General features: G+C 56.8%; 11 protein-coding genes and 1 tRNA gene. 8 read left to right on the top strand and 4 right to left on the bottom strand.

Annotated features, from left to right (window positions below):
* Positions 1-2: 2 nt before the first annotated feature.
* Both BM035_RS17860 and BM035_RS17865 read left to right on the top strand, forming a co-directional pair.
* A complete protein-coding gene (locus tag BM035_RS17860) occupies positions 3-1349 on the top strand; it encodes an efflux RND transporter periplasmic adaptor subunit (protein ID WP_092033502.1) in 1347 nt (448 codons plus the stop codon).
* Positions 1346-4471 (top strand): efflux RND transporter permease subunit, encoded by a 3126-nt coding sequence (locus BM035_RS17865; RefSeq protein WP_092033505.1) that lies wholly within the window; start codon positions 1346-1348, stop codon positions 4469-4471. Before BM035_RS17860 ends, BM035_RS17865 begins: the two co-directional genes overlap by 4 nt.
* A gap of 429 nt (positions 4472-4900) precedes the next feature.
* Here the strand turns inward: BM035_RS17865 and BM035_RS23010 are convergent, their stop codons facing one another.
* From BM035_RS23010 to BM035_RS17880, 4 genes are all read right to left on the bottom strand, one after another.
* Positions 4901-5152 (bottom strand): hypothetical protein, encoded by a 252-nt coding sequence (locus BM035_RS23010; RefSeq protein WP_241956279.1) that lies wholly within the window; start codon positions 5150-5152, stop codon positions 4901-4903.
* 293 nt (positions 5153-5445) lie between these two features.
* Positions 5446-5505 carry a hypothetical protein gene (locus BM035_RS23015; protein ID WP_248185651.1) on the bottom strand — a complete coding sequence of 20 codons (60 nt, stop codon included), beginning with the start codon at positions 5503-5505 and terminating at the stop codon, positions 5446-5448.
* 443 nt (positions 5506-5948) lie between these two features.
* Positions 5949-6025 (bottom strand) — tRNA-Arg (locus BM035_RS17875).
* A 90-nt stretch (positions 6026-6115) separates the two neighbouring features.
* On the bottom strand, positions 6116-6661 hold the full coding sequence (locus BM035_RS17880) for a YaeQ family protein (RefSeq protein ID WP_008169944.1): 546 nt from the start codon (positions 6659-6661) through the stop codon (positions 6116-6118).
* Between the two features lie 75 nt (positions 6662-6736).
* Here BM035_RS17880 and BM035_RS17885 point away from each other — a divergent pair, with 75 nt between their 5' ends.
* The 6 genes from BM035_RS17885 (at position 6737) to BM035_RS17905 (ending at position 11583) form a co-directional block, all read left to right on the top strand.
* Entirely contained in the window at positions 6737-7096 is a 360-nt protein-coding gene (locus BM035_RS17885) for a CidA/LrgA family protein (RefSeq protein WP_008169943.1), read from the top strand.
* Positions 7086-7808 (top strand): LrgB family protein, encoded by a 723-nt coding sequence (locus BM035_RS17890; RefSeq protein WP_092033508.1) that lies wholly within the window; start codon positions 7086-7088, stop codon positions 7806-7808. The genes BM035_RS17885 and BM035_RS17890 overlap by 11 nt, the downstream gene beginning before the upstream one ends.
* Before the next feature lie 156 nt (positions 7809-7964).
* Positions 7965-8240, top strand: coding sequence for a hypothetical protein (locus BM035_RS23220; RefSeq protein ID WP_227507707.1), 276 nt, complete (start codon positions 7965-7967; stop codon positions 8238-8240).
* 3 nt (positions 8241-8243) lie between these two features.
* Positions 8244-9527: an ABC transporter substrate-binding protein gene (locus BM035_RS17895; protein ID WP_368073282.1), complete on the top strand. Its 1284-nt coding sequence runs from the start codon at positions 8244-8246 to the stop codon at positions 9525-9527.
* A gap of 77 nt (positions 9528-9604) precedes the next feature.
* Complete coding sequence (locus BM035_RS17900; RefSeq protein WP_053114107.1) at positions 9605-10654, top strand: ABC transporter permease; 1050 nt, start codon at positions 9605-9607, stop codon at positions 10652-10654.
* Entirely contained in the window at positions 10651-11583 is a 933-nt protein-coding gene (locus BM035_RS17905; RefSeq protein WP_053114109.1) for an ABC transporter permease, read from the top strand. The genes BM035_RS17900 and BM035_RS17905 overlap by 4 nt, the downstream gene beginning before the upstream one ends.

Genomic DNA, 11583 nt, shown 5'->3' on the forward strand with positions numbered 1-11583 from the left:
TCATGGCTAATTTCATTCGTCCATTGGGCTTTATAGTGCTCGGCGGGATCGCTGGCGTCGGTGCCGCCTATTGGCTGGCACCGGGAATGGTTTCAGATCCAACCGTAGATGGGGTCGGTAACGAGGAAAAGGAGCCGCTCTACTGGGTGGCGCCCATGGACCCTAATTTTAAAAGCGACAAACCCGGGAAATCACCTATGGGGATGGACCTGATTCCAGTGTTTGAGGATGCCGGGTCAGCTGACGACCCGGCCGGTACCGTTCGTATTTCGCCTGCCGTGGTCAACAACCTGGGAGTTCGCACCGAGCCCGTCATCCAGGGACGCTTGCCGAACACCATCACTACTGTGGGCTACGTCCAATATAACGAAGATGAGATGGCCCACGTGCATCCCAGAGTAGAGGGCTGGATCGAAGCGCTCTACGTGAAAGCTGAGGGGGAACCAGTCGAAAAAGGCAAGCCTCTGTATACCCTCTATTCACCCACATTGGTCAATGCTCAGGAGGAGTTGCTCCTGGCACTGAACCGGGGGAATCAGCGACTGATCAATGCCGCTGAGGAACGGTTGGCTGCTCTGAATGTGCCGGCTAGCCTGATACGGCAGCTGCGCCAGACAAGAAACATACAGAGAACGATGACCGTATACGCCCCAAGCTCGGGCGTTATCGACAATCTGAACGTTCGCGAGGGCATGTTCATAAAGCCCGGAGACCGGGTTTTGTCGATTGCTGCACTGGATGAAGTCTGGGTGATTGGCGAGGTATTTGAAAGCCAGCTCTCGGCCGTGGAGGGCGATAGCCGGGTGATGATGACCCTGGATTACATGCCCGGGCGCCAGTGGCGCGGAAAAGTGGACTATGTGTATCCCGAGGTTAATCCGGAAACCCGGACGGCCCGGGTCCGGATGCGGTTTGACAATTCCGACGGAGCTTTGCTGCCCGGCATGTTTGCTCGCCTGGAGGTCCAGGGGGATCGTGGGCAAAGACGCCTGTTGGTGCCGCGTGAATCGATCATCCGCACTGGACAAAGCGACCGTCTGGTGGTGGCGCTGGAACAGGGTGCCTTCAAGTCCGTTAACGTCACTGTGGGGCGGATTGGCGATAAGTACGCGGAAATACTGGGGGGGATTGAGCCTGGGGAAACTGTGGTGACGTCTGCGCAGTTCCTGATCGACTCCGAGTCCAGCAAGACTTCGGATTTCCAGCGAATGTCGGCATCAGGCAGCAACGCCATGGATTCACAGATGGATCATTCGGGGCACGTCATGGATCCGGAGAAAGCGGAGCCCAAAAGCGAACCTGAGGCGATGGACCATAGTTCCATGAATCATGGCGGAGGCGAATCATGATCGCTGCCATCATTCACTGGTCTGTTCGTAATCGATTTCTGGTATTGCTGGCCACCTTGCTTATTACAGGGCTTGGCCTCTACTCGCTGAGCAAGACGCCGGTAGATGCGCTGCCGGATCTTTCGGATGTGCAGGTCATTATCAAAACCAGCTTTCCGGGCCAGGCACCACAAGTGGTGGAAGACCAGGTGACCTATCCACTGACCACCGCCATGCTGTCGGTGCCGGGTGCCAAGACGGTCCGGGGTTACTCCTTCTTTGGGGACTCCTACGTTTATGTGATCTTCGATGAAGACACCGACATGTACTGGGCTCGCTCCCGGGTGCTGGAGTACCTGTCCCAGGTGGCCCCGAGCCTTCCAGACTCGGCCCGCCCGCAACTGGGGCCGGACGCAACCGGGGTTGGCTGGGTTTACCTCTACGCTCTGGTGGATCGCACCGGGAACAACGATCTGAGCCAGCTGCGCAGCCTGCAGGACTGGTTTCTGAAATACGAACTCCAAACAGTGCCAGGCGTGTCCGAAGTGGCCGCGCTTGGTGGCATGGTGAAGCAGTATCAGGTCAAGGTCAGCCCGGAAAAGCTCAGGGCGTTGGGAATTCCCCTGGCTCATGTCCAGAACGCCATCAAGAGGGGCAATCAGGAAGTGGGCGCCTCGGTCATCGAGATGGCCGAGGCGGAATACATGGTGCGCACGTCCGGCTACATCCAGTCCCGTGAGGACCTGCTGTCGATTCCGTTGGGGCTCGATGACAACGGCACCCCCGTGCTCCTGAAAGACGTGGCCACTGTTGAGATTGGGCCGCAGATGCGGCGCGGGGTGGCTGAGCTGAATGGCGAAGGCGAGACCGTCGGTGGCATAGTAGTGATGCGCTTCGGTGAAAACGCCCAGGCAACCATCAATGGCGTGAAGGCGAAACTGGAGGAACTGAAATCCAGTTTGCCGGAAGGTGTCGAGGTGGTAACGGTTTATGATCGCTCCGGTCTGATTGAGCGGGCGGTGAATAATCTCGGGTTCAAGCTGCTTGAAGAGTTTCTGGTGGTGGGCCTGGTGTGCATCATCTTTTTGTTCCACGTTCGCTCGTCGTTGGTGGCGATTCTCAGCCTGCCGGTTGGCATTCTGGCGGCCTTTATTGTCATGTACTGGCAGGGAATCAACGCCAATATTATGTCCCTCGGGGGGATTGCGATTGCGATCGGGGCGATGATCGATGGCGCCATCGTCATGATCGAGAACATGCACAAACATATGGAGCGGACCCCGTTAACCCCTGAGAACCGATGGGAGGTCGTGGCCAGATCGGCCTCCGAGGTCGGGCCAGCCCTGTTTTTTTCGCTCCTGATCATCACCGTCAGTTTTGTGCCGGTATTTGCGCTGGAAGCGCAGGAAGGCCGGATGTTTGCACCGCTGGCTTTCACGAAGACCTACGCCATGGCAGCCAGTGCGGCCCTGGCGGTGACGCTGGTTCCCGTGCTCATGGGCTATTTCATTCGCGGCAAAGTGCTGCCGGAACACAAGAATCCCGTGAATCGTCTGCTGGTCGGTGCCTATCTGCCGGCGCTGAAGCTCGTCCTTCGATTCCCGAAAAGTACGGTTATGGCCGCACTGCTTGCACTGGCTGTGGGCCTGTGGCCGGCCACCAAAATCGGGAGTGAATTCATTCCTCCGCTGGATGAGGGCGACCTGATGTACATGCCAACCACCTACCCGGGTATTTCAATTGGCAAGGCCCGGCAGCTGCTGCAGCAAACCGACAAACTGATTGCCACGGTACCGGAAGTAAAAACGGTATTCGGCAAAGTCGGGCGGGCGGATACCGCGACCGATCCAGCACCGTTGACGATGATCGAGACATTTATCCAGTTAAAGCCCAGGGATGAATGGCGGGAAGGGATGACGACGGAAAAGCTCAAGCAGGAGCTCAATACCCTGATCCGTTTCCCGGGGGTAACTAACGCCTGGGTCATGCCCATCATAACCCGCATCGATATGCTGGCGACGGGTATTAAAACGCCAGTCGGTATCAAAGTGGCAGGTCCGGATCTTGCCATTATCCAGGACATTGGCAAACGGCTTGAGGAAATCATCGTTGATATTCCCGGCACCGCCTCTGTTTATTCAGAGCGGGTTGCCGGTGGTCGATACATCAAGGCGGATATCGATCGCGAGCGAGCAGCCCGCTACGGACTGAACATAGCGGATGTTCAGCAGATTGTTGCTTCGGCGATCGGCGGTATTAATGTATCACGGACGATCGAAGGGCTTGAGCGCTACCCGGTCAATCTGCGCTATCCCCAGGACTACCGGGATTCCCCAGAGAAGCTCGAGCAGTTGCCAATCGTTACGTCAACGGGGCAACGGATTGCGCTGGCCGACGTCGCCGATATTCGGGTTGAAGACGGTCCTCCCGCCATCAAAAGTGAAAACGCCCGCCTCAATGGCTGGACCTTCGTGGATATTGAAGGGGTCGATGTCGGCACTTATGTGGAGCAGGCCATGGCCACCGTGAACAAGGAACTTGACCTGCCTGCGGGCTATTCGGTTACCTGGTCTGGCCAGTATGAGTACATGCTGCGTGCCAAGGAAAAGCTCACCTACGTGGTGCCGCTGACGCTGGCGATTATCGTCATTCTGCTGTTCCTGAACTTCCGCCGTTTTGCGGAAGTGGGCATCATCATGGGTACGCTGCCGTTTGCCATGATTGGCGCAATCTGGCTGATGTATCTGCTGGGCTATAACTTTTCGGTTGCGGTCGGTGTAGGCTTCATTGCGCTGGCCGGCGTTGCCGTGGAGATTGGTGTGATCATGCTGGTGTATCTGAACCAGTCTTACGAGGAAATGTTGCAAACCTGTAAGGAGAAGGGGGCGACTCCAAGACGCGAGACGTTGCGCCATGCCGTGCTTCATGGTGCCGGATTGCGCGTGCGGCCTATAATGATGACTGCTGCTGCTATTATCGGAGGTTTGGTGCCTATCATGGTTGGCACTGGTACCGGCTCCGAAGTCATGGGGCGCATAGCTGCACCAATGGTCGGTGGGATGATATCTGCTGTGATTTTGGCGCTGTTGGTGATACCGGTAGGTTACTATCTCTGGAAATGCAGGAGTTTTTCCGAAGCGTAAAGAAAGTTAGACCTCGCCATATTGCTTTCGAGATTCTGGCGAGGTCTGATGATGCATTGGTGTCTGGGTAATGTTGTTATAAAGCAAGAGCCTGGGTATTGTCCCAGGCAGATATTCTGGCATCATATTGCTTGGGGAGGTTTCCGGCCCTCTAAAAGGCCGAGAACAACAGCGATGAGGTAGGCAAACTTGATGGCGCTCAATCATGTCTTGCATGAAGTCCTCGTGCCTTTGTGATTCGCCATTCGTTTGGATTCTGCATGATAAGGTATGTTACGTAGCGCGTCTGTTAACCATGCCCATAGGTATGAGCTCCCTCGTGCTTGTAGTCAGGGTGTTCAAATTCCAGTGTTGAATGAGTTATGTTGAATTCTTTCACCAGAGCCTGTTTTATCCTGTCCTTGATTTTCTCAAGTTCATTCCATGTACTTATTTCGACAACCACACGGGCGTCGAGCGAGGCATCATGCTCACCCACCTGCCAAAAATGTACGGGGTGAAGTCGATAACTCCTTCTAAGTCTGATACTGCCCCAATGACGGAATCTGTGCCGATATCCTCGGGACTCCCCAGCATGAGTGTTCTGATGGTCCCGCCAATTTCTGTCAGGTCCAGGTAGAGAATATAGCTGGCCATGCCAATGGTGATTGCGGAATCAACCCAGCGCATGTCGTAGAGCAAGATAAGAGCTCCGCCTATAACACTGCTATTGACGCAAACGCATCAGACAAGTTGTGTAAAACAACGCATGAATATTAACGCTGCCCTTCTGCATTGAGTAGGTCAGCAGCGCGCTCAACGCGTCCATTATCAGTGCAACAATGTAAGTCAGACTACCCAACACCCCTTGAGTTCCAGCGGATCTGGGAACCGCATGACACCCTCGTATATCAGGTAGGGCCCTATCATGATCAAGGTGGTGTATTTAACAGCGCAACACCTACCTTTATTCGCCCGTAGCCGAAGGTCAGCTTTTATTCAGCCGGGCGACGCGCAATCTTACGGGCCGCGAACGCGATAATCAGCGATGCCATGTCCCAGAAGTTATGTATAGCATCGGCAATCAGCGCCAAGCTGCCGGCAAAGTCCTTTCCGCGATCTGGACGAGAGTCAGGATGCCGTTTGCCCAGATGACTACTGCAACCCGTTTATGCTTGGTTTCAGGGGGAATGTGAAATAGCTGTATACTGAAAAAGTGTGCTTTCCCTCATATAGGTTTCGAAGTAATGCGGGAAGAAGCGTTAATTGGTTGCTTCCAATGTTCGCATTGCGACCAAAGGTTTCGACAACAAGGCGTTTTGGATTCATAGATAACGCGGAGTGGCTGTGCCTTGGAGATGGTGAGGTGGAAACCGTGCAATGGTCTTTTTACTGAGTGATATAGCAGCGGCCTAAAGTGACTGGGCTCCAGCAAGGCACAATTTGGGCACAGGCAAATAAAAAAGGCCTGCGTTTTCACGCAAGCCTTTGAAAATAATGGCGCGCCCGATAGGATTCGAACCTATGACCTTTGCCTCCGGAGGGCAACGCTCTATCCAGCTGAGCTACGGGCGCTTCGAGCTCGACGATGACTCGCCGATTTCGAGTGCGCAATCTTACGTGCGTAGCGGGTGTCTGTCCAGCCCCCGGCGGCAAGTCCTGACCTCAGTTCTGGGGTAGTCGCTGCTCGGGGGTAATCGATACCAGATTGTTGTCATTGCTGAAGGTGACCTCGCCATCCTGGATGGTCACCTGGAAGCTCATGGACCGGTCCGCGAGCGCTGCCAGGGCCTCAGTGCTGTCGCCGGGTAGGTGAACAATGGTGAGGTTGTCGAAACGTTCCAGCTTGCCGTGATGTTTGTCCCACCAGACTGGGAATGCGCGATCGCCATAGGTGTAGAGGATCACTTTCCCGGCGCGGTTGCAGGCCTTCCTTATTCGGTCTTCTTCTGGCAGGCCAAGCTCGATCCATAATTCAATTTCGCCGGTCAGGTCTTTCTGCCACAGCTCTGGCTCATCATCGGTGCTCAGGCCTTTGGTAAATTCGAGGGTGTCGCCGGCGTTCAGGGCAAAGGCAAGCAGCCGGATCATCACGCGCAGGTCCGTTTCCGACGGATGCTGGGCGATGGTCAATTGATGATCCGCGTAGTAGTGACGGTCCATGTCGGCGATGTTGAGCGTCGCCTTGAGGATGGTTGCTTTGAGCGCCATGGGCTTCCTGCATTGGTATCGGGATAGGGGTTTGGGCTAGTGTAATGCAATTCTTTCCCGGGTGAGTGTAAGCGCATGCCGATGTTGCGTGGTTTTCTGGTTCTGGTGCTGTTTTTTATTCTTGGCGAGTCTGTGCGCCTGCTTCTGGCGTTGCCGGTGAGTGGCGGCGTGCTGGGGATGGTGGTCATTACCTTCACGCTGATGCTTAAAGGCAACGTGAGTGATGATCTTGCTCGGGCCAGCCAGGGGCTGATATCGGTGCTGGTGCTCTTGATCATGCCGGGGGTGGTGGGTGTGTTTTTCACGGCGAACCAGTTCTCCGGGCAGTGGCTGGCGGTTGCGGCGGCATTGCTGGTGGGCACCTTTCTCAGTGTGCTGACGACGTTGTTGTTGATGAAAGCGGTGACGAAAAGAGGCGTTAGCGATGGTGAGTGAGCTACTCGCGCGCTTCCAGGCCCTGCCGGAGTCGCTTGCCGCCACCCCGATTCTTGCGATCGGTTTGACCCTCGGTGCCTTCTTTGCCGGCAACTGGCTGTTCTCCCGCATTGGCCGGCCTATCTGGCTGCCGCCGGTTGTTTTGTCTGCGTGTCTTTTATCTGGCTTCATCGCGTTGGCGGTGGATTACCAGGATTACCAACAGGGCGCGCGGTGGCTGACGGTGTTGCTGGGGCCTGCCACCGTCGCACTCGGGATTCCCTTGTACCAGCAGATGCACCATATCCGTGCCATGTGGCGCCCGATTGTGGTCACGCTGCCGATTGCCGCCACCATGGCGGCGGTTTACGCCGTGGTGATTGGCTGGGCTCTGGGGGCCACACCGGAGGTCCTGGCATCGCTGGCGCCCAAGTCGGTTACTGCGCCTATCGCCATCGGTATTACCGAGCAGTTGGGCGGTTCGGTGCCCCTGATGATGGGCGGGCTCCTGATCACGGGCGTGGTGGCAACCCTCTTCGTAGACCTGCTCGCGCGGCTTTTGCCTGTTGACGACGAACGGATTCTGGGCTTTGCCCTGGGGCTGAATGGCCATGCCATCGGAACCGCCAGGGCGTTTGAAATCAGCCATAGCGCCGGCGCGTTTGCGTCTCTGGGAATGGGACTTACCGGTGTGTTTACTGCCCTGATCCTGCCTCTGGTTTTCCGGCTGTAAGTCTGCGCCAAATCAGGTCATTCACCTGGCGTATAGCCCCATGTCGCAATTTCGATTGCCCTAAGTGTTTTCCGAGACTAGCTTGTTGGCCAGGCATTCGGCGCCGTTCTGCGCCGATGTTCCGTGAAAATTCCTAAAACAGCGACGGAAAACGCGATGAAAAAACTGATTGCAGCATTTGTCGGTTCCATGGCCCTGGCGGCGGCGCCGGTAGCCCTGTCTGCCGAGGCGACCAAGGAACTGAAGATGGCGTACGACGCCGACCCCGTGACCCTCGACATTCATGAGCAGCTGTCTGGTGGCATTCTCCAGCTGTCTCATATGACCTTTGATCCGCTGTTGCGCTGGACCAAGGATCTTGGTTTCGAGCCGCGCCTGGCAGAGAGCTGGACCCGGGTTGATGAAAACACCATGCGCTTCAAACTCCGTTAGGGCGTGAAGTTCCATTCCGGCAACGAGCTGACGACCGCGGATGTGAAGTTCACTTTCGACCGCCTGAAGCAGAGCCAGGATTTCAAGGCCATCTTCAAGCCCTTCAGCGGCATCAACATCATCGATGATTACACCTTCGAGCTGGTCACCAGTGAGCCCTATCCGCTGCTGCTGAACACCGCCACCTATATCTTCCCGTTCGACAGCGAGTTCTACAGCGGCCAGACCGAAGACGGCAAAGACAAGAGCGCCATCCTCAAACATGGCAACTCGTTCGCATCCGAGAATCTGTCGGGCACCGGCCCTTACACCGTGACCGAACGCAAGCAGGGTGTCCGCGTCGAGTTCGAGCGCTTCGACGACTACTGGGATACCGAGTCCCCGGGTAACGTCGGCAAGATCGTGCTGACTCCGATCAAAGAGAACAACACCCGGGTTTCTGCGCTGCTGTCCGGTGGTGTCGACTTTATCGCCCCGGTTCCGCCCAATGATCTGGAGCGGATCCGCAACGACAAGAACGCCAACCTGGTCACCATGAGTGGCACCCGCATCATCCTGTTCCACATGAACCAGGAGCGAGTGGAAGCCTTCAAGAACCCGAAGGTTCGCCAGGCGATTGCCTATGCCATCAACCAGGAAGGCATTGCCGCCAAGATCATGAAAGGCTTCGCCACCCCTGCTGCCCAGATGTCGCCTGAAGGCTACCAGGGCTATAACGAGTCCCTGACACCGCGCTTCGATGTGGCCAAGGCCCAGGAGCTGATGAAGGAAGCCGGTTACGAGGACGGTTTCACAATCACCATGATGGCGCCGAACAACCGCTACGTGAACGACGACAAGATCGCTCAGGCAGTGGCTGCCATGCTGGCGCGCATCAACATCAAGGTGGATCTGAAAACCCTGCCAAAGGCCCAGTACTGGCCGGAGTATGACAACCGCGCCGCTGACATGATGATGATCGGCTGGCACGCGGATACCGAGGACTCCGCCAACTTCTACGAGTTCCTGACCTTCTGCCCGGATGCCGACACTGGCGCTGGCCAGTACAACGCCGGTAACTACTGCAACCGGGAAATCGACGCCCTGGTACAGAAGGCCAACGTCGAGACCGACCTGGACAAGCGTGCCGCCATGCTGCAGGAAGTGGAACAGCGTCTGTACGATGATGCCGCCTTTGTTCCGCTGCACTGGCAGGACCTGGCCTGGGCCTCCAAGAAGAACGTGAATATTGAGCCGGTGCTCAATGTCATGAACTTCCCGTACCTGGGTGATCTGGTTGTTGAGTAACTGCCTTTGATGGCCGGCCGGCGCTGGAGTGATCCGGCGCCGGCCTTTTGTTTGCAAGCCTTATCCGGAAGCTTTCCATGTTAGCGTTTTTGGTTCAGCGGATTTCCCAGGCGTTTCTGGTCATGTTTGTGATCAGCGTGATTGCCTTTGCCATTCAGGATGGCCTCGGGGACCCGCTTCAGGAAATGGTGGGGATGTCCGTCTCCGAAGAGGAGAGGGAAGCCATTCGAGAGGAGCTTGGCCTGAACGACCCGATGGTGGTGCAGTACCTGCGGTTTGCAGGCAATGCGCTCCAGGGCGACCTGGGCAACTCCTATTTCTACAGCAAGCCGACCCTGGAAGTGATCGCCGAGCACCTGCCGGCGACGCTGGAGCTGGTCATCGGTGCCAGTCTGATTATTGTGTTTCTTTCCGTGCCGATTGGTGTCTATGCCGCTATCCGGCCCCAGGCATGGTTATCCAAATTCTTTATGGGCGTCAGTACCGTGGGTATTTCCATCCCGGTGTTCCTGACGGCCATTGTGCTGATTCAGCTGTTCTCCATTGGTGTGACGGTGAACTGGTTTCCGTCCGATACCGGGTGGGGGCAGTGGCTGAACGACTTCTTTTCCACTGAGGGCGGCCTGCCCTCTTACGGGCGTGGTGATGAGCTGACTCACCTGTTCGGCACCTGGGAATCGGGCTTCTTCACCGGTACCGGTCTGATGCACCTGATCCTACCGTCGGTGTCGCTGGCCTCGATCATGCTGCCGCTGTTTATCCGGCTGATCCGGGCCGAGATGATGGAAGTGCTGCAGAGCGACTATGTGCGTTACGCCCGGGCCAAGGGCCTGAGCGCCGGCCGCATCAACTTCCTGCACGCACTCAAGAACACCATGCTTCCGGTGATCACCGTGGGTGGCGTGCAGATCGGCATTATGGTGGCGTACACCATCCTTACGGAAACCGTGTTCCAGTGGCCGGGCGTGGGCCTGATGTTCCTGGAGGCCATTACCCGCAGTGACATTCCGCTGATCGTGGCTTACCTGATGGTGGTGGGCCTGATTTTCGTGGTTACCAATACCCTGGTGGATCTGATCTACGGTCTGGTGAATCCCACCGTCAAACTGACAGGAAAGAAAGCATGACAACGGCAACGGTTTCCCGCTGGTACCGCTTCCGCGAGTCCTTCTTCTGGTACAGCTTCAAGCGCGACAAGGTGGCGATTGTCAGCTTTGCCGTGCTGCTGCTGATGGTGCTGGCGGCGGTGTTCGCGCCCCTGCTGGCGCCCGCCGATCCCTACGATCTGGCGCAGATCAACATTATGAATTCTGAGCTGCCCCCGGTGGGCATGAGCGGAGCCGATCCGGCATTTCCTCTGGGCACCGACGCCCAGGGCCGGGATCTGCTGTCCACGATTCTTTACGGTACCCGGGTGTCCCTGATGATCGGTTTCGGGGCGGTGGTCCTGCAGGCGTTTCTGGGCATTCTGTTCGGTCTCCTCGCCGGCTACCTGGGTGGCAAGGTCGATGCGGTGCTGATGCGCATTGCCGATGTGCAGCTGTCCTTCTCCACTCTGATGGTTGCCATCATCGTGGGCGCAGTGTTCAAGGCCAGCTTCGGTAACCTGATGTTCGGTGAGATCGCCATTTACATGCTGATCTTCATCATCGGTGTTGCCGAGTGGCCCCAGATTGCCCGGACCGTTCGTGCTTCGGTGCTGGCGGAAAAGAAGAAGGAGTACGTGGATGCGGCCAAGGTGATGGGTTTCGGGACCCGTCGGATCATGTTCCGGCACATCCTGCCCAATACGCTGTCGCCCATCTTCGTTATCGCCACGGTCCAGATCGCCAACGCCATTATCTCCGAGGCGGCGCTGTCGTTCCTGGGGCTTGGCATGCCGGAGACCCAGCCGTCGCTGGGCTCGCTGATCAAATCCGGCTTTGACTACATCCAGAGCGGTTCCTGGTGGATCACCCTGATCCCGGGCCTGGTGCTGGTGGTGCTCGTGCTGGTCATCAACCTGTTGGGTGACTGGTTGCGGGATGTGATGAACCCACGGCTGTACAAGGGGTAA

This window comes from Marinobacter sp. DSM 26671 (genome assembly GCF_900112835.1).
Taxonomy (GTDB): domain Bacteria; phylum Pseudomonadota; class Gammaproteobacteria; order Pseudomonadales; family Oleiphilaceae; genus Marinobacter; species Marinobacter flavimaris.

Bases quoted from the DNA above. Each gene is read 5' to 3' on its own strand.
- BM035_RS17860 (WP_092033502.1), top strand. From the start codon at position 3: ATGGCTAATTTCATTCGTCCATTGGGCTTTATAGTGCTCGGCGGGATC.
- BM035_RS17865 (WP_092033505.1), top strand. From the start codon at position 1,346: ATGATCGCTGCCATCATTCACTGGTCTGTTCGTAATCGATTTCTGGTA.
- BM035_RS17880 (WP_008169944.1), bottom strand. From the start codon at position 6,661: ATGGCGCTCAAAGCAACCATCCTCAAGGCGACGCTCAACATCGCCGAC.
- BM035_RS17885 (WP_008169943.1), top strand. From the start codon at position 6,737: ATGCCGATGTTGCGTGGTTTTCTGGTTCTGGTGCTGTTTTTTATTCTT.
- BM035_RS17890 (WP_092033508.1), top strand. From the start codon at position 7,086: ATGGTGAGTGAGCTACTCGCGCGCTTCCAGGCCCTGCCGGAGTCGCTT.
- BM035_RS23220 (WP_227507707.1), top strand. From the start codon at position 7,965: ATGAAAAAACTGATTGCAGCATTTGTCGGTTCCATGGCCCTGGCGGCG.
- BM035_RS17900 (WP_053114107.1), top strand. From the start codon at position 9,605: ATGTTAGCGTTTTTGGTTCAGCGGATTTCCCAGGCGTTTCTGGTCATG.
- BM035_RS17905 (WP_053114109.1), top strand. From the start codon at position 10,651: ATGACAACGGCAACGGTTTCCCGCTGGTACCGCTTCCGCGAGTCCTTC.